Here is an 18169-nt window from a genome sequence, read left to right on the forward strand (position 1 = left end):
GGCTTCACGCCGACGGGAACTCGTGCTTGCCTGAGGCGGTGCTGTCCTCTGGCTCGTTGACGCCGAATACGAAGGGCGCGAAGACTACTTCGCGGGCGTCGGGGTCGCGGTAGGTGACAGCGCCCGTCGCCTCCCAGTACGGGTGCTGCTCCACGGGTGCCAGACCCGCCGCCTGCAGGCGCGCGATGGCGGCCTGTTGCGCCTCCCGGTCGGGAAAGTACAGGCACAGTTGTTCGTGAGGGTCGACGGCGACGGGGTCGACCGACTCGACGATCTCCATCGTCAGGTTCCAGCTGGGCAGGCCGAAGATGGCGCCGTTGCTGCCGTAGCTGGCCTCGAACGTTTCGTAGAGCGGCAGCCCGACGAGCTCGCGGTAAAACCGCACGGTCTCGGCGAAGTTCGAGGTGCGCCGGGCGAAGCGGATGGCGCCGAGCGGCGCCAAGTGCGGGGGCCAATGGGTGGCCCGATGGCCCGATCCGGGCCACATCGTCACAGCCCCACTCCGCTTGCCGCCGACTCCGCGGTATGCCAGCGCCGCAGCTGATCGCCTGGCGCCCACGTCGAATGCGTGCCGCTGGAAATGCGTTCCGGCAGTTGCAGTTTGCACACCGGTCCGTCGGCGATGCGGGCGGCGTCGAAGACAACGCAGTAGGAGGCGTCGGTGTTCATGTCGGTGGTCAGGGTGACCAGGTAGCCGTCGTCCTCCCCGGTTGCGCCGACCCGCGGCGCCATCGCGGTCTCGCTGCCGTAGACACCGTCACCGAAGGAGATGCCCTCTTGGGTCCCGGTGAGCAGATCGTGTTTGACCAGGCCGTCGAACAGGAACCAGCCCGGTCTGCCCGTGGCAGCGTAGGTGTACCGGTAGTCCCGCGCGGCGTAGCCGGGATTGATGGTGCCGAACTCGGTGATCGATTCCGACAGTTGCTCTTCTTTCACCGCGCCGGTCACCAGGTTGAAGCGCCACCGGTGCAGCCGGGCCTGGAGGCGATCCAGCGCCAAGAAGCGAAAGAGCTTGTCCCACTTGGTTCCGCCGGTGTCAAGCGGTTGCGGATCGCCCTCGAAGAAGCCGTCGAGCACGATCTCGTCGCCGTCCTCGTAAGCGTTGACGAAGTGCAGCACGAAGGTCGGGTCCGCCTCGAACCAGCGGATGTCGCCGGTGGTGCCCCGGCGGGGGAGCACGGCGAAGCGCGACGGGATGTCGGGATAGAACCGCGGCAGGTGCACGTCGTGCTCGAGTAGCCTCGGATCCCAGAACAACGGGAAATCGTTGAGTATCACGTAGTTTTCGGTGAATGCCATGTCGTGCGGCAGCCGCGGGCCGGGCAGCGGGATGTCGGTGTAGTGGACCAGTTCGTCGCTGTCGTCGACCACGCCGTAGCGCATGTACGGCTCTTGCTTGCTGTAGTTGAAGAACAGCAGCTCGCCGGTCTTGCCGTCCACCTTCGGGTGCGCCGACACGCCCCAATCGGTGGGGAAGCGCCCGTTCCAGGTCTCCTTGCCGAGGGTGCTGGCCGAGTACGGGTCGAGCCGGTACAGGTCGCCGCACTGGTAGAAGCTCGTCAGCGCGATACCGCGGTGAACGATCACGTCGGTGCTCGACGCGTCCTTCATCCGGGTGCGAGCCCCCCAGCCGTCCTCCCGTTTGGCCAGTTGCACCGCCTCGGCCAGGCCCGGCCACAGCGGTTCGCCGGCCTCGTTCTCCGCCAGGAATCCCTCCGTTCGGACAAAACGGTTGCGGTAGAAGGCCTTTCCGTCGCGGAAGCCGACTACGTGCAGCATGCCGTCGCCGTCGAAGGGGTGATAGGTCTTGAGCGCCGGGTGCAACGGATTCTCGGTGTTGCGCAGGTAGATGCCGTCCAGGTCGTGGGGGATTTCGCCCGCCACGGCGGTGAGGTCGTCGGCGTCCCACTCCGTCGTCTGCGGACGCCAGGGCCCGGTCCGGTAGGGGTGGTCGTCGTCTTCGGGCAGGGTCGACAGGAACTTGCCAACGATCTCAACATCCATGGTCACGAACCTTCGGTTGCGCTCACGACGAAGCTGACGGTGGTGGCGGTGCTGCCGCCGAAGTTCAGAGTGCCGAACGTGCTGGCGTCCTCGACCTGGTAGTCGCCGGCGGCGCCGCTGACCTGCTTGGCCGCGTCGAGCAGCATCCGCACCCCGGACGCGCCGACGGGGTGGCCGCCGCCGATCAGCCCGCCGCTGGGGTTGATCGGCAGCCGGCCGCCGATCTCGATCTCGCCGTTTTCGATGGCCTTCCACGACTCGCCCGGGCCGGTCAGCCCGATGTGGTCGATGGCGAGGTACTCGCTGGGTGTGAAGCAGTCGTGCACCTCGAACCCGTCGAGGTCGTCGAGGGTCACCCGTGCGCGGCGCAGGGCATCGAGGACCGCCGCCCGCACATGGGGCAGCACGTACGGGTCGTCGGCGGCGCGGTCGAGCTTCTGCCGCAGACCCAACCCGACCGTGCGGTGTCCCCACCCGTCGATGCGGCCGATCGGGCGCGCGCCCGGGTGATCGCGCAGGTATCCGTCGTTGACCAGAACCACCCCCGCCCCTCCGTCGGTCATCTGGCTGCAGTCGAATCGGCGCAGCCGGCCCTCGGTGATCGGGTTGGTCGCGTCGTCGTCGGTGATCGGGTCGGGAACCGTCCAGCCGCGCGTTTGGGCGTTGGGGTTGCGCCGCGCGTTGGCGAAGTTGAGCTGCGCGATGGCGCGCAGGTGCGCGTCGTCCAAGCCGTAGCGCCGGTCGTACTCGTCGGCCACCTCGGCGAACATCGAGGGCCACAGGTAGCGCGCGCCGGCCCCTTCGTGCCCGGTCCAGGCGGCGGCGCCGAGATGCTGGGCGGCCGTGTCACCCGGCACCGTCTTCTCCAGCTCGATACCCACCACCAGCGCGGCGTCGTACGCGCCCGACCGCAAATCGGCCATCGCCGCCAGCGCCGCCACGCTGCCCGACGCGCACGCGGCCTCGTGCCGCGAGGCCGGGGTGTTCCAGAGCTCGTCGCACACCGTGGCCGGCATCGCCCCGAGGTGACCCTGGCTCGCGAACATCTCGCCGAAGGCGTTGCCGACATGGACGACGCCGACGTCGGCGGCGTCGATTTTCGCCGCGGCGAGCGTGCTCCGCACCACCTCGTCGGTCAGCGCGGCGAAGTCGCGGCCCTCCCTGGTGAGGTTGCGAGCGAAATCGCTTTGGTAGCCCCCGAGAATCCACACGTCAGTCGAGCGGTCCATACGCGGAACGCTACTCCGCCGAGCCCGTGAAAGAGGGCGGCCCCGTCGGCTCTCGGGCTGAACCGACGGGACCTAGACGGGCGCGAAGGCCGGCCGACGCGCACGCCTCTTTTGCATCATTACCGCCCGGCGGGGTTGACAAACATTACGAATCGACGCGGCGACCTTTCCGAGAATGGCAGCTGAGCTGGGTGAATTCACCTTTGCGCTGTTCAGGGCGCCGCGAGGGGCTATACAGCGCCCTCGACAAGCTCCGTCGGTTCCGGTCCATCCGCGCGCGGCGCGGGAGTGGTCGTGCGCCCTGCGACTGCCTCGGCGTCGGCGAGGTCGACGTCCGCCAAGTCGATGCCTTTGGTCTCGCGGGCGCACAGGGCGGCCACCGCGCTCACCGCCGCGGTGGCCGCCAGGTACCACGAGATCGGCACCGAGGACTTGTAGGTTTCAAGCAGGCGAACGGCGATGATCGGCGCGAGCGAACCGGCGACGATCGAGGTGACCTGATAACCGAGCGACACCCCGGAGTAGCGCATCCGCGTCGGGAACATCTCCGCCATGGCCGCCGGCTGGACCGCGTACATGAGACCGTGGAACACCAGACCGATGACGATCGCCGCCATGATGACCGCGTTGTGGCGGCTGTCCATCATCGGAAAGGCGAAGAAGCCCCAGGTGCACGCGCACAGCGCGCCGACGAAATAGATTGGGCGCCTGCCGAATCGGTCGCTGAGGCGCCCAACCAGCGGAATGACCACGAAATGGACGGCGTGGGCGGCCAGCAGCCACCACAGGATGACCTTGGTGTTGGCGTGCACCTGCACTTTGAGGTACGTGATGGAGAAGGTGACCACGAGGTAGTACATCGTGTTCTCGCCGAAGCGCAGGCCCATCGCGGTGAAAACGCCACGCGGATAACGCTTTAACACCTCGACCACACCGAGCTGGCTTGTCTTGGAACGCTCGGCCTCCTGCTGAGCCGCCAGGAAGATCGGCGCGTCCGTCACCTTCGTGCGGATGTAGTAGCCGATGACGACAACGACCGCGGACAACCAGAACGCGACGCGCCAGCCCCAGCTCAGAAACGCCGCATCCGGCAGCGTCGAGGTGAGACCCAGCAGGACGACCGTGGCCAGCATGTTGCCGCCGGGCACCGCCGCCTGCGGCCAGCTCGCCCAGAAACCGCGCGTGAGCCTCGGGCTGTGCTCGGCGACGAGCAGAACGGCGCCGCCCCACTCGCCGCCGACGGCGAAGCCCTGGAAGAAGCGCAGCACCACCAACAGCGCGGGCGCCCAGTAGCCGATCTGGGCAAACGTAGGCAGGCAGCCCATGAGAACCGTCACGGCACCCACCAACAGCAGGCTGAACTGCAGCAGCTTCTTGCGGCCATACCGGTCGCCGAAGTGGCCGAAGACAAGGCCGCCGATCGGGCGGGCGGCGAAGCCGACGGCGTAGGTCACGAAGGCGGCCAGGATGGCGTCGAGCTCGTTGCCCCCGCGCGGAAAGAACACCTTGCTGAACACCAGCGTGGCGGCCGTGCCGTAGAGGAAGAACTCATACCACTCGACGACGGTGCCGGCCATGGATGCCGCGACCACCCGGCGGAGGAAAGCGGGCCGCTGGAATGGGTCCGCCCGCAACTGATTAGGGACGCTCACCGGATGCCCTCCTAGGTGGACCGCCCGCCTCGGGCGCCGACCGGGGTCTGCTAGCGGATGGGAGCGTACCGCGGTTCGGGCGTCCTTGCCCCTCGGCCTATCCGGGCGGGCACGGTGATTTCGGGGATGTGGCGCTGTGCCCGCCTCACGGCGACAACGACACTGATCGGTGTCGTTTTCGCGGAGGGTCGGCGGGAAACCGATGAGTTTCGACACGGTCACGGATGGGTACCTATCCGCTGCTCGCTGGTCACACGAGCCCCGTGAATCACTATCGTCACATGAGCCAACTGCGGACGTCAATGCGACGGCCTGCTCCTGGAAGGGTGTGACCTTGACGGCGATTCCTCGAGTCCTATCGCTATCGGTGGCGTCGATGACCGCCATCGGTTTCTTCGTGGCGATAGGCGCGGCGCCGTCGGCGAACGCCACACCCTGTAGTGCGCCGGAAGCCAACGTCGATCCCCCGGCCGCGCCCCCGGCGATGCCCGCGCCCCAGCCGGTTGTGCAACCGCCGACGGGCCGCAGGCCCTCGCACACCAACGACCAGGCGCCATTGCCGAAGTTGGGTCCCCTGATCTCTTCCTTCCTCAAGCCGGGAGCCGGGGGACAGCGGTACTCCGCAACGATCCAGCCTCAAGCCGGGGTCGTCCCGCCGCCCGGGCCCAATCCGCCCGCGCCGGGCGTCCCGCAGCCACCGAACGCCAACCAGCTACAGCCCAACGCGGCCCCGGTTCCGCCGCAGCCGGCGCCGCCCGCGCCGCCCGCGAACATCGGGGGCGCACCGACGTCGCTGGTCGACTGGGTGACCGGAACGGACGGCCCCAACAAGACCCTGCAACGTTTCGGCATCTCCGGGACCGACCTCGGGATCGCTTGGGACAACGGTGATCCCGCCAACCGCCAGGTCCTGATGGCCTTCGGTGACACGTTCGGCTACTGCAAGGTGCACGGTCAACAATGGCGATACAACGTGCTGTTCCGCAGTTCGGACCGCGACCTCTCGCATGGAATTCACATCTCCGACGGCGTGCCGAACGACCGATACTCCGGCTCGCCGGTGTGGACCACCGGCCTCTCCAAGCAGGTCGTCAACACGATCCACAAGGCCCCGCACGAAACGGGCATCATCCCCACCGCCGCGATCTCCCTTGGGCGAACCCAGTACATGAGCTACATGTCCATCAGGCAGTGGGGCCGTGACGGGGAGTGGAGCACGAACTACTCGGCGATCGCGAGATCCGTTGACAATGGCCAGAACTGGGGGATTTTCCCGAGCACCATCCGCACGGCCTCGGCCGACGCGATCCCGGGGATGGGGTTCACGCCCGGGAACGAGAACTTCCAGATGGGCGCCTTCATGAAGGGCACCGACGGCTACCTCTACCAGTTCGGCACCCCGTCGGGGCGCGGCGGTGCGGCGTTCCTGTCGCGGGTTCCCCCGAACCAGCTGCCGGACCTGAGCAAGTACCAGTACTGGAACGGCGACAACGGCGGGCACTGGGTCGCGGCCAATCCGGGGGCGGCGACGCCGCTGTGGCCCGGCCCCGTCGGCGAGATGTCGGCCCAGTACAACAGCTACCTCAAGCAGTACCTGGTGCTGTACACCAACGGTGGCAGCAATGACGTGGTGGCGCGGACCGCGCCGACGCCGACAGGACCGTGGAGCGGGGAGCAACCGCTGGTGTCGGCGTTCTCGATGCCCGGCGGAATCTACGCGCCGATGATCCATCCGTGGTCGTCGGGGCGGGACCTGTACTTCAACCTGTCGCTGTGGTCGGCGTACGACGTGATGCTGATGCACACCGTATTGCCATAGCCGTCCCATGCGCCTCCGCGGCGACCGACGCCGGGCGCGGACGACTGACGTAGTGGACTACTCGTGCCCGCGGGGGGAATCGCGGAAAGGATCTAGCCATGAAACCCAATCTTGCCCCGCCCGCCCGGGCGACCTGCGTCGACGAATGGGACTATCCCGAGGACGGCTTCCGGGCGTTCGACGGCCCCGAGTGGAAAATCAAACACACCACCAACGACGGGCGACGCGCCGATGTCGTGGTATCCGTGATCGGCCTGCAGTACGCGGATGGCCACGCGTTGCGCGAGATCATCATCGACTGCCCCGATACCCCGATTATCACGCCGGCCCAAGCGCGGAAGCTGGCTGGGGCCTTGATCGCGGCGGCCGACTCGGCCGAAGGGTGACGTCCGAGCCGCAGCGAGAACGCCGGCCAGCTCCAGGAGCTCTGAAGCCACCGATGTTAACGAGCGCCTCAAGTACGTTTCTCACCATTTCTCGCCGAGATTTGATGTCCTCGAGGCGGAGACGCTGCCTTGCTGTTCGATTCGCGTTCTGGTCCGCGCGCTACTAGCTCTTCCGCGATTTCGGCGACTCGCCGGTTAGTGTTCTGCGAAAGCTTTGTCAGGAGTTCGAACGCGCGGACGGCGTCGACATCGAACCTTTCCATGATCATTCCTTTGGCCTGACCGATGACGTCCCTGCTTGCCAATGCGGATTTAAATTGCAGGCGCTCGTCGTTCGTGATGAGGGCGACGGCTGCATGCGTCGCGAACATGGCACCCACCGCTTGCGATTGCGCGGTGAAGGCCTGCGGTTCGCTGCCGAAGAGGTTTAGCGCACCCCTGCGTTTGTCGTGGGTATAGAGCTGGAAGGACATTGTGCTGTGGACACCGGCGGCAACTGCGGCCTCGGCGAAGCGTGGCCATCGCCCGTCGTTGCGCAGGTCGTTGCAGAGGACCATCGAATCACCCGCGGCGGCATCCAAGCATGGTCCCTCGCCGAACCGCTCCTGCATACGGTCGATGTCGACGGCAAGCTGCGAAGTTGCGGCCACCGACGAGAAAGGCTCACACGGTGGCGAAATCAGCAGGATGTCCGCGGACGCCACACCGTGAACCAACTCGACGCAACTCGCCGTCACGCCCTGCAAAGTGATACCGATTTCGGTGGGATGGGCGAATTGATTGGTCAATTCTTCCATCGTCAGGCGAAGCACCCCTGCGTATGCGCGGTCATCCATAACGGCGAGCCTCTTTCGCGACTGTGGTGTGCGAAGCGGGCCGAGAAGATCGAAAGGTCGTCGGAACCTTGGGCAACTTAAATGAACCGCGTGCCCTGCCAGAATGTTGGCGGGCGTGGTGCTGACGTTACTCCACTTCGTTGTCAGCGTATACAACCCGCCACCGCCGCGATGACGGGCGCGGGCGAGGTCATCAAAGCGATCTGATACCGCTGCTCCGCCACGCTCAACTCCCTCATCCAGGGAGTGTCAAGGATCAACCGAAACCACTGTCAACCATCAGCCGAAATACTGTCAGCCATCACCCGGAACCAACTGTCAAGCATCAGCCGAGGTCATACATCCTGCTCTGTGCCCCCGGCAGGATTCGAACCTGCGACACCGGCTTTAGGAGAGCCGTGCTCTATCCCCTGAGCTACGAGGGCGAGGGCGTCTGGCCAACGCCTCGCGGGCGGGTTGCCGTTCCTGGCGGGTCGGCCTGGTTGTGCCAGTGCGGCGGATGTGAGTCTAGCGGGCGCGGCAATCGCCGCGCGACGCCTCGCCCGCGCCGCTCACTGCCAACGGAGATCTTCGTCGAGCGGTTGGGCCGGTTCGTCTTGCTCGTCCGCGGGGCGGGTGTCGATCGTGACCTCTTGCCAGTACGCCGGGCTGTAGAGGTGAATATCCTTACCGCTGCTGACCTTTAGCACGCCGCCATCGAGCACTTCATAGGTCGCGCCATCCGAATATTCGTCGTCGTCATCGTGGCCGTCAATTTGGATCCACATTTTCACGCTGAAAGGCCTCCGCATCGGGATCGGATTCTTGAGGCTACCGCTGCGCCGGCGAGTTCGGGCGAGTCGGACGTGCTGGGCATCGGCGGGCATGAGTCCGCCCCACCGGTTATTCTGGATGTGTCGATGCCGATCCGGTTGCCGGGGAAGGGATCTCGCAGCCCGGCCCGGTCAGCGCAGCTCCGCGATGACCTTCGCGAACGTGTCCAGGTTGTTGTCCTGCACGGTGAAGCAGGTCAACCCGTACTTGTCGCGCAGTGCGGTCAGCGTGTCGGCCATCTCGCGCGGCGACCCGGTGAGCACCGACGGCATGGACAGCAGTTGCTCGTCGGACAGGTCCGGCGCGTACTGCCGCGTCATTCTCAAGTCGGGTGCGGACTCGCCCGCGGGCGGCATCGCCGTGATCACCATGTTCAGTTCCAGCGCGTCGAACCGGTCGCCGGCGGCGTTGCGGACGAACTCGATGCGTTCGGCGAGCGGGTCTTCGACGTCTCGCACCCTGGCGCCCGTCAGCCCGATGATGTCGGCATGCCGGGCGGCTATCGTCAGCACCCGATCGCCGTTGCCGGCGATGAGGATCGGCGTCGACGGGTGATGCTCCTTCAGGTAGCTCGTCATGTGTTCGAGGTAGTCCACCCGGGCCCCGGCACTGGGGTAGGGGATCTCGGCCGCCTCGAATTCTTCTTTGACGTAGCCGGTGCCGAGCCCGATCTCGAGGCGGCCGTCGCTGAGCAGGTCGAGGGCCTGCAGGTCCCGGCTGAGCAGGGCGGGCTTGTAGAACCCGGCGTTGAGCACATACATGCTCAGGCGAATCCGGCTGGTCACCATCGCGACCGCGGTCAGCGTCGGCGACGGAGCGGCCGCGCCCAGATGGTCGGGCACGCAGAGGATGTCGTAGCCAAGATCCTCGGCTCGTTTCACCTTGTCGACCAATGCCGCGCGCGACTTGAAGAAGCGCATGCTCAGCCCGAAGCGAAAATCCTTGCCCACCAACAGCCTCCGATCGACAGATAACACTTACCAGGTACGCGCCGCGGCCGCCAGGCCCTGTACCAGCGTGGTGGTGACCGGCGAGAGACCGTCGGCGCCGGGCAGCGCACTGCGTGGACCAAGACCCCTGACCCGGGGCGAAAGCTCCAGCTGCGTCCCGCCGCCGCGCACCCGGTTGACCGGGTTGTCCGGATGCAGGCCCCGCAATTCCGGCGGGATGTCGTCGATGTCGGTGACGATCTGATAACCGGTCAGGCGGACGTGCCGGGCCAGGTGGGCCGCCAGCGCGCGGTTGCGCCCCCCGGCGAGCAGTTGGGTGCCGCGACCGATGCGCCCGTAGCCGTGCAGCGAGACGGCGACGTCGACGTGGTCGAGAAACTCGGCCAGCCGGGCCGACTCGTGCGGGTCATACAGGGCAGACGGGAGGTGGTGCGGGTAGCGGTGGGGATGGCGCAGAAGGTACACCGACGCCTTGGCGGCCTCGGCGGCCCGCTCGGCGATGACGTCGGTCATCTCTTCCAGGCCGCCGCCGTGGATGGCGAGAAAGCCGAAGCGCGATCGCAGCAGGCTCTCCTCGATCACCCCCGGTTCGCTTAGCAGCTCAGAAAGCGACTGCGGCGCAGGGCCTTTCGCGATGAGCGGGCGGGGCCAGCGCGCCGGGTCCCACCGGCGCAGGAACTCGACCCACCGCTGCGGCAATCCGTGGTGGACGGCGCCGTCGATGACCCTGGGCAGATATCCCGGTCGGGGCGGCCCGGGATTCACCCGGTGATCGATGTAGACCCAGGCCGGCGACGGCCCGTCGCCGGTGTGGACGGTCAGCCGGTCGCGCCGATACCGCACCGGGACGCCCTCGGCGCTGTCCAACGCCGCCAGGTCGTCGTCGGAGATCAGCCAAAGCACCCCGTGCACCTGCGCACCGGCGAAAGGCTCGACGGTGGCCACGCCGCGCTGGTTGATCAGCCAGTCGTGGTCCGCCAACACCGCCGGCCGCGGATCGGCCGCGCCGGGACAGCGCAGCGCCATCTGCCTGACGCACAGATTGGACCCGTATGCGAAATAGGGCTGCCGGCGGGCCGGCATCTAGGCAGTCACCGTCTGGGCGCTGAGATGTTGGACCAACCTAACTCCCGCGAGTCTCCACGGACGACGACGTTCCCATCCTGCCGTACCGGGCGTCCCGCGCGCTATGTACCGGTCACCTGAGGATCGGGGCGGGCGCACTCGACGGCGGTGGCGGCGGCGGGACGGGCCGCGGCGGAGGGCGACTTGTCACCGGCGGCCCGGACGGGGGCGGCGCCCCCCGCCGATCGCGCCGGCCCCACCGCCGGCCGCGGGCGGCAATAGGGGCGCGGGCGAATACACTGGCGGCGCAGGGAGATTCGCCGGCGGAGCCGGTGGGATTTGGTTGGCGGCCGGCGGCGACGCCGGCTTCATGGGGGCGGGTGCGGTGCGGCTCAGCTCGGTCGGCGTGATGGCCGTCTTGTGGTGGTACAGGAAGATGTACATCAGGCCCAGCGAAGCCAAGAAGGCGGCGGCGAACAGGGCGATCCACGGGACGACCCGGCGCACCCGGCCTTGCTGGGCGGCCTGGAAGTAGTCTCCGTCCTCGTCGTCCGCGGCGCCCCCCGCCGAGGCCACCGTCGGCGGATAGGCATTGTCGTCGGATCCGGCGTGCCGGCCTCCCGTGCCGTCCGTGCCGAGGTCGCTGTCGGCGGAGGTCAGCTGAATCCGGCCCAGCGTTTGATCCCGTAGCCAGGCGGGCGCGGGAATGATCACTGGCGCCGCACCCAGCAGGGCGACCGGGTTGACCAGGCGGCGCCGCTCTTCATCGCATACCGAGCACGATTCGATGTGGCGGGTGATGCGTTTGCGCATCAGCACGCTGAAACGCCCGTCCCAGCCCGCCAGGATCGTGCCCAGCTCGGCGCACTTGTCGGCCGTGTGTTGCGCGCGGCGGGCGACCAGCAGCGCGCCCAGTGAAGTCTCGATGGTGCCCCGCAGCCGCGACACCATCTTGTTGGCGGTGCCGGGGCTGACCTCCAAGGCGTTGGCCAGCTCGGGTCCGTCCAAGCCGTGCCGATAGGCCAGCTCTAGAACCATGCGGTCGCGGTCGCCGAGCCCACCGGCGGCCTCGGCAATGAGGTTGGCCAGCTCGTTGCGCGCGGCCAGCGTCTCCGGCCCCGCATCGTGCGACGCCGCCTCCGGGAGTTCGTCGGAGACCTGCTCGCGACGGCGGTTTTTGATGCAACGCAGCGCCTCGTTGCGGGCGATGGCATACAACCACGGGCGCAGCCGGTCGGGCTCGCGCAGCTTGGGCAGCTGTGTCGCGGCGACGCAGAAGACGTCCTGTACGCAGTCGGCGGCGGAGTCGCGATCGCGCACCATGCCGATGCAGAAGTCGTGCAGGCGGTCGGCGTAACGGTCGTAGATCATGGCAAACGCGTGTCGGTCGCCCGTCGCGGCCGCGCGGGCCAACTCCGCGTCGCTGACGATGTCCCAGTTGGATAGTGCGCTCGTCACGTCGCTTTCCCAGCCGATGAGGCGTCGGTGCCCCTCGCAGAACCGGCGCTGCGAATAATTGTGCGCGCACAGCGGTCAAATAGCACGAGGAATTCCAGCTCCGTGGTGGATGCATGGGAGGACAGCATCGAAACCAGCCTCATCCAAGCCTGCGACCTCATTTGCAGACTCCCTGCACGAGGTGGTGCGGCGGCAGGCACAGCGACGGCGGTGGCGGTGGCGGCGGCAGCTTCGGGGGCGACGGCAGCGGCGGCAGCTTCGGGGGTAAGCGACAGGTGCGGGCACCGGGACCCAGACGGCGGGTGGCGGCGGGACGTTCACCACGACGACCGGGCCCTGAGGGGCGGCGGCCGGCGGCGTCCCCGGGTCGGCCGGAGGCGCTGGGTTGTCGGGCGGAGGCGCGACCACCGCGACGGGGGCCGGGCCTTGAGGCGCAGGGTCGGGCAGCGCCACGACTGGGGCCGGCAAGTTATCGGGCGGAGGTGCCGCCGGCGTCGCAACGGCGGCGGCCGGAACCGGCGCCAGTGCCGTGAAGGTGGAAGCGCCGGCCGGCGCGGCGGCGGAGCCGGGGGCCACGGCCACGGACCGCGGTTGAGGCGAGCTGGAGAAAAGGGCGATGCCGAGCGCGGTCCCGGCGCCGATCACACCGATCAGGCCCGCGGCCACCATCACCTTGTCGATCGACCTCGCCCTGGCCGCCGGGGTGATGGGGTCGGGGGGAAACTCGTGGCCGTGTGGAAGGTCCCCGGATTCATCGGTCGGATCACCGAGCATGCTCGAAGCCCAGGCGTACGCCGAGGTGGGGTCCTCGCCGAGCGGCGCCAGGGCCGTCCGGTCCATGTCGTTCGGGCTGTTCATCAGGTGCTCCTTTGGCGCTGGTCGCGGCCCGGGCTGGGTCGCTGTCATAGGTAGGAGGACCTACCGGGCCGGAGTCGGACATCTTTTTGAAAGTTTTTTGGCAGAGCGGTCGTGGTGGGCACGTTTAGGTTCGCGCGCGCCGCTTGTCAGGTCTTCGCGAAGTTCTTGCGAGTTTCTTGCGGTCGCTCAACAGCGATCAATCCGTCGGTTTCGGCGTCGAGCCGTGCCTCCCAAGCGAGCACCCCCATGCAAGTGGGACGTGCCATGGGCATGGCGGCGTGCAGCGGTACTTGTAACACGCCCCGCTCGGTGCGGCGTGGTGCCGCCGAGAGTCGCGAGGCGCCGTCCCCCAACGTGCGCTCAGTGCGAAATATCCCGCGATGCGTCGCTGCACGTGCACGCTTGCCGCGGCGGGAGCTCTCCGGCGGCCCCGGGTCAACACCCGTTGGCCGCAAGGATTTAGGGACTCGGGAAAACTAACCGGCGACGGTCAGCCAGATCAGCACCAGGTTGAGCAGGCTGACCGTTACGGCGACCGCCCAGCCGATCACGGTGGTGACGGGATGGTTGGCGTCGCTACCCATCAAATCGCGATTGCTGGTCAGCCTGACCAGCGGAAGCACCGCGAACGGAATGCCGAAGGACAGCACGACCTGGGACAACACGAGCGCGCGGGTCGGGTCGAAACCGAGAGCCAGGATCGCCACGGCGGGGCACAGCGTGAGCAGTCGGCGCACCAGCATAGGGATCGACCGATGGAGTAGCCCCTGCATGATCATGGCGCCGGCGTAGGCGCCCACCGACGACGACGCCAGGCCGGAGGCCAGCAGTCCGATCGCAAACAACACCGCGATCAGCGGCCCCAGGGTGTCGTGGACCGCGGTGTAGGCGCCCTCGATGGATGCCGTTTCGTGGTGGCCCTGCAGGTTGAGCGCGGCGACCAGCAGCATGGCCGCGTTCACCGTGCCGGCGATCGCCATCGCCAGCACTACGTCCACGCGGGTGACGCGCAGCAGCCAGTGTCGGTCGCGGCCGGCCTCGGGATGTCCGTGCCGATCCAGGACGAGGCCGGAGTGCAGGTAGACGGCATGCGGCATCACGGTGGCGCCCAAAATGGCGGCGGCCAGCAGCACGCTTTCGCTGCCACGGAAGCGCGGCACCAGCCCGTCAAGCACGGCATCCGGCGGCGGGGTCGAGACGAAGAAACTGGCCGCGAAGCCCACGGCGATGACGAGCAACAGGCCGGTGATCACCCGCTCAAAAAGAATCTGGCCGCGACGGTCCCTGATGGCGAGGAGCAGCAGCGAGATGACCCCGGTGATGATCCCGCCGAGCGGCAGCGGCAGACCGAACAGGATGCGCAGGGCGATCGCCCCGCCGATCACTTCCGCGACATCGGTTGCCATGGCCGTGATTTCGGCCTGCCCCCAGAAGGTCAGGCGCACGGGACGGCTCATCCCCCTGCCGATCGCCGCGGGCAGCGACCGCCCCGTCACGAGCCCGAGCTTCGCGGACAGGTACTGCACCAGGCCCGCCACCACGTTGGCGGCGACGATGACCCAGAGCAGCAAGTAACCGAGCTGGGTGCCGGCGCTGACGTTGGCGGCGACGTTGCCCGGGTCGACATATGCGATCGCGGCGACGAACGCCGGACCGAGCAGGTACCAGCTCGATCTGAGCGATGCCTGGGTGCCTTCCGCCAACCTGTCGACCCTCGATCCACATCCCCGAATAAAAAAGTGAGGTTATCCGAACAGGTCGCCCGCAAGCCATTCGCGGGTCAGTTGAACGCGGCGCGCTCACCCCGGGACGTAGAGTCCCTTTCCGGTGACCAGGGGCAGGTCGAGCGTGGTCACGATGCCCGGCGGGGCGGCCACCACGGCGGGAATCGCGTTGACGACCCGCATCGCGGTCGCGACCAGCCCGGCATGGTTGTGGTCGCCCAGGCGGCTGCTCAGGCAGACGTCCATGGCGTATGACGGTTCGCCGGTGATTTCGATGCGATAAGAACCGCCGGGCTGGGCGGGCTGCGGCCATTCGGGGCAGAGATCCTCGCGCAACCGGGTGACGTGCTCCAGGACGACGACCGGGTCGCCGTTGACCATCCCGAACACCTCGAACCGCAGCGCCGCGGCGGTGCCCTTGGCGATATGGCCCGACGAGATGTCGAAGTCCTCGGGCGCCGGCACGCGCACGTACTCCTCGGCGACCGAGTCGAGCGTGATGCCCAGGCCGGCCGCCAGTTGCCGCACCACGGATCCCCACGCCAGGCTGAGGACCCCGGTCTGCAGCAGCATCGGGATCTCGTCGAGCGGCTTGCCGAACCCCATCACGTCGAACATGACGACGGCGCTGTCGTAGGTGGCGTAGTCGACGATCTCCATGCATCGGATCTGCTGGATGTTCTGGCAGGTGCCGGCCAACGCCAGCGGCAGCAGATCGTTGGCGAATCCCGGGTCGATGCCGTTGACGTACAGGCTTGAATTGCCTTCTCGCGCCGCGTCTTCCAGGGGGGATATGAGCTCTTCGGGGATCACATTCCATGGGTACTGAAGAAAGACCGGGCCGCTTCCGACGATGTTGATCCCGGCGGCGAGCACGCGCCGGTAGTCCTCGAGCGCCTCGGGTAGGCGGTTGTCGGCCAGCGCGTTGTAGACGGCGCACCGGGGGCCGGTCGCAAGCACGGCGTCCAGGTCCTTGCTGGCGATCACCCCGGTCGAATCAGGAAGCCCGGCAAGCTCCGCCGCGTCCTTGCCGGCCTTGGCGTCCGAGGAGACCCACACGCCGGTGAGTTCGAACTCCGGGTTGGTGATAAGCGCTTTGAGCGCGTGGACACCGACATTGCCGGTGCCCAACTGAACGACGGGGATGGCCATGACGGGCTCCTTCAGCGGTCGGGGTTCACAGGTCCGGGACGGGGATGTCGAGGTTGGGGTAGGTGAGACCGCCGTCGACCTCCAGGGTCTTGCCGGTCAAAAAGCTGCCTGCCGGTGACGCCAAATACACTGCGGCGGCGGCGATGTCGACGGGGTCACCGAGGCGGCGCATCGGCGTCACCTTCTCCATCGGGGCGCGCAGCTCCTCGTTGGAGGCCACCACGTCCAGCGCCGACGTCAGAATCGAACCCGGCGCGATGGCGTTGACCCGGATGCGCGGGCACAGGTCCAACGCCGCGAGCCGGGTGTAGTGCGATAGCGCGGCTTTGGCGGTGCCGTAGGCGGCGAAACCGCGCCCGGCCAGGCGGCCCATGGTGGAGGTGATGTTGATGATGCTGCCGCCGCCGGAGTGCTCCAGCATCAATGGCACCGCCGCGACGGTGAGCGCGTGGGCGGTTGCCACGTTGAAGGTGAACGCCTCCTTGAGGTCCTTCGTCGAGGTGGTCAGCAAGGTGTTGGGCATGGTGCCACCGACGTTGTTGACGACGATGTCTAGTTTTCCAAAGGCCTCGACGGCCTGGGCGGCCAGCTGCGCGGTGGACTCCGGGTGGGCCAGGTCGGCGGCGACGGCGTGGGCGCGGCGACCGGTGGCGCGGACCTCTTCGGCGACGGCGTCTAGTTGGGACTGGGTGCGCGACGCGATGAGCACATCGGCGCCTGCCTCGGCGAAAGCCAACGCGATGGCCGCACCGAGGCCACGCCCGCCACCGGTGATGACGGCGACTTTGTCGTCCAGACGGAACCTGTCAAGGATCATTGCGGCCTCTCTGTTCGAGTCGTCGGCGACACCGTAACAAAACCCGCCGACTCCCATTCCGGCATTTCTGAAACAGGTTCTAGTTTGTCATACGGGCGTCGGGATGCAATGGCCCCGACGGCGGCAATTGCATGCTTGTTCACCCGGTGCGGAACGCCGGGCAGAATTCTCCGAACGTTAACCTTGTTACTGTTAGCTACATGGCTGCGTGTGAAGGCTGGTTGCCGAGCCGCGGCCTCCCGGCGGCGGCGACGTTTCATCCCTACTGTTAAGGAAGCGAATTGAAACCGAACCGATTTGGCGCCGCGCTGGGTGTGCTGGGATGCGCCGCACTGGTGATATCCGGGTGTGGCAATGACAACAACAATGCGAGCGGTGGAGGTGCCTCCACGGGTGCGTCGGGTGCATCGACGGGCAGCGTGAATTGCGGGGGGAAGAAGACCCTGAAGGCCAGCGGCTCCACGGCCCAGGCCAACGCGATGACCCGCTTCGTCAATGCGTTCGAACAGGCCTGCCCCGGTCAGACCCTGAACTACACCGCCAACGGTTCAGGTGCCGGAATCAGCGAATTCAACGGTAACCAAACCGATTTCGGTGGGTCCGACTCGCCGTTGGCCCCCAACGAATACACCGCGGCCCAGCAGCGCTGCGGCTCGCCGGCGTGGAACCTGCCTGTGGTGTTCGGCCCGATCGCGATCACCTACAACGTCAAGGGCGTCAGTTCGCTGAATCTGGACGGCCAGACCGCGGCCAAGATCTTCAACGGCGCCATCACCACCTGGAACGATCCGGCGATCGCGGGCCTCAACGGCGGCACCACCTTGCCGGCCGAACCGATTCACGTCGTCTTCCGTAACGACCAATCCGGGACCACGGACAACTTCCAGCACTACCTTGATGCGGCCTCCAACGGTGCGTGGGGCAAGGGCGCGGGCAAGACGTTCAACGGCGGTGTCGGTGAGGGCGCCAAGGGCAACGACGGCACCTCGGCCGCGATCAAGGCCACCGAGGGATCGATCACCTACAACGAATGGTCGTTCGCCAAGGCCCAGAACCTGAACATGGCCAAGATCGTCACCCCGGCCGGCCCCGACGCGGTCGCCATCAGCGCCGACTCCGTCGGCAAGACGATCTCCGGTGCCACCGTCAAGGGCCAGGGCAACGACCTGGTGCTCGACACCAACTCGTTCTACAAGCCGACGCAGCCGGGCTCCTACCCGATCGTGCTGGCGACCTACGAGATCGTCTGCTCGAAGTACCCCGACTCGCAGGTCGGCACGGCGGTGAAGGCGTTCCTGCAGAGCACCATCGGGGCGGGCCAAAACGGCTTGGCGGACAACGGATACATCCCGATTCCGGACTCCTTCAACTCCAAGTTGTCGACCGCGGTCAACGCAATCGCGTGA

General features: G+C 67.3%; 15 protein-coding genes and 1 tRNA gene. 3 read left to right on the forward strand and 13 right to left on the reverse strand.

Annotation, left to right across the window (positions count from 1 at the left end; all coding sequences use genetic code 11):
* Positions 1–4: 4 nt before the first annotated feature.
* The 4 genes from MTAB308_RS21980 to MTAB308_RS21995 all read right to left on the reverse strand — a co-directional run bounded on the left by MTAB308_RS21980 (position 5) and on the right by MTAB308_RS21995 (position 4885).
* Positions 5–487, reverse strand: coding sequence for a VOC family protein (locus MTAB308_RS21980; protein ID WP_077102136.1), 483 nt, complete (start codon positions 485–487; stop codon positions 5–7).
* A 2-nt stretch (positions 488–489) separates the two neighbouring features.
* Positions 490–2004, reverse strand: a complete 1515-nt coding sequence (locus tag MTAB308_RS21985) for a carotenoid oxygenase family protein (protein ID WP_077102138.1) — start codon at positions 2002–2004, stop codon at positions 490–492.
* Positions 2005–2006: 2 nt separating this feature from the next.
* Positions 2007–3233: an acetyl-CoA acetyltransferase gene (locus tag MTAB308_RS21990; protein WP_077102140.1), complete on the reverse strand. Its 1227-nt coding sequence runs from the start codon at positions 3231–3233 to the stop codon at positions 2007–2009.
* A gap of 230 nt (positions 3234–3463) precedes the next feature.
* Positions 3464–4885 carry an MFS transporter gene (locus MTAB308_RS21995; RefSeq protein WP_077102142.1) on the reverse strand — a complete coding sequence of 474 codons (1422 nt, stop codon included), beginning with the start codon at positions 4883–4885 and terminating at the stop codon, positions 3464–3466.
* Between the two features lie 376 nt (positions 4886–5261).
* Here MTAB308_RS21995 and MTAB308_RS22000 point away from each other — a divergent pair, with 376 nt between their 5' ends.
* Both MTAB308_RS22000 and MTAB308_RS22005 read left to right on the forward strand, forming a co-directional pair.
* On the forward strand, positions 5262–6704 hold the full coding sequence (locus tag MTAB308_RS22000) for a glycoside hydrolase family 183 protein (protein WP_245831469.1): 1443 nt from the start codon (positions 5262–5264) through the stop codon (positions 6702–6704).
* Between the two features lie 98 nt (positions 6705–6802).
* Positions 6803–7090 carry a hypothetical protein gene (locus tag MTAB308_RS22005; protein WP_077102144.1) on the forward strand — a complete coding sequence of 96 codons (288 nt, stop codon included), beginning with the start codon at positions 6803–6805 and terminating at the stop codon, positions 7088–7090.
* A gap of 68 nt (positions 7091–7158) precedes the next feature.
* On the opposite strand, the gene MTAB308_RS22010 is transcribed toward MTAB308_RS22005, so the two are convergent.
* The 9 genes from MTAB308_RS22010 to MTAB308_RS22055 all read right to left on the reverse strand — a co-directional run bounded on the left by MTAB308_RS22010 (position 7159) and on the right by MTAB308_RS22055 (position 16763).
* Positions 7159–7926 (reverse strand): GAF and ANTAR domain-containing protein, encoded by a 768-nt coding sequence (locus MTAB308_RS22010; protein WP_077102146.1) that lies wholly within the window; start codon positions 7924–7926, stop codon positions 7159–7161.
* Positions 7927–8278: 352 nt separating this feature from the next.
* Positions 8279–8351: transfer RNA gene (locus tag MTAB308_RS22015), tRNA-Arg, on the reverse strand.
* A 126-nt stretch (positions 8352–8477) separates the two neighbouring features.
* On the reverse strand, positions 8478–8792 hold the full coding sequence (locus tag MTAB308_RS22020; RefSeq protein ID WP_245831470.1) for a hypothetical protein: 315 nt from the start codon (positions 8790–8792) through the stop codon (positions 8478–8480).
* Between the two features lie 78 nt (positions 8793–8870).
* Complete coding sequence (locus MTAB308_RS22025) at positions 8871–9695, reverse strand: LLM class F420-dependent oxidoreductase (protein WP_083746722.1); 825 nt, start codon at positions 9693–9695, stop codon at positions 8871–8873.
* Positions 9696–9716: 21 nt separating this feature from the next.
* Positions 9717–10772: a poly-gamma-glutamate hydrolase family protein gene (locus MTAB308_RS22030; RefSeq protein WP_077102150.1), complete on the reverse strand. Its 1056-nt coding sequence runs from the start codon at positions 10770–10772 to the stop codon at positions 9717–9719.
* A 189-nt stretch (positions 10773–10961) separates the two neighbouring features.
* Positions 10962–12212: an RNA polymerase sigma factor gene (locus MTAB308_RS29450; protein ID WP_077102152.1), complete on the reverse strand. Its 1251-nt coding sequence runs from the start codon at positions 12210–12212 to the stop codon at positions 10962–10964.
* 1334 nt (positions 12213–13546) lie between these two features.
* Positions 13547–14803, reverse strand: a complete 1257-nt coding sequence (locus MTAB308_RS22045; protein ID WP_245831541.1) for an Nramp family divalent metal transporter — start codon at positions 14801–14803, stop codon at positions 13547–13549.
* 66 nt (positions 14804–14869) lie between these two features.
* Positions 14870–15946, reverse strand: coding sequence for an NAD(P)H-dependent amine dehydrogenase family protein (locus MTAB308_RS22050; RefSeq protein WP_077102156.1), 1077 nt, complete (start codon positions 15944–15946; stop codon positions 14870–14872).
* A 25-nt stretch (positions 15947–15971) separates the two neighbouring features.
* On the reverse strand, positions 15972–16763 hold the full coding sequence (locus MTAB308_RS22055) for an SDR family oxidoreductase (protein ID WP_077104645.1): 792 nt from the start codon (positions 16761–16763) through the stop codon (positions 15972–15974).
* Between the two features lie 281 nt (positions 16764–17044).
* Here MTAB308_RS22055 and pstS point away from each other — a divergent pair, with 281 nt between their 5' ends.
* Positions 17045–18169: a phosphate ABC transporter substrate-binding protein PstS gene (pstS, locus tag MTAB308_RS22060; RefSeq protein ID WP_077102158.1), complete on the forward strand. Its 1125-nt coding sequence runs from the start codon at positions 17045–17047 to the stop codon at positions 18167–18169.

Source organism: Mycobacterium terramassiliense (assembly GCF_900157385.1).
GTDB classification, from domain to species: domain Bacteria; phylum Actinomycetota; class Actinomycetes; order Mycobacteriales; family Mycobacteriaceae; genus Mycobacterium; species Mycobacterium terramassiliense.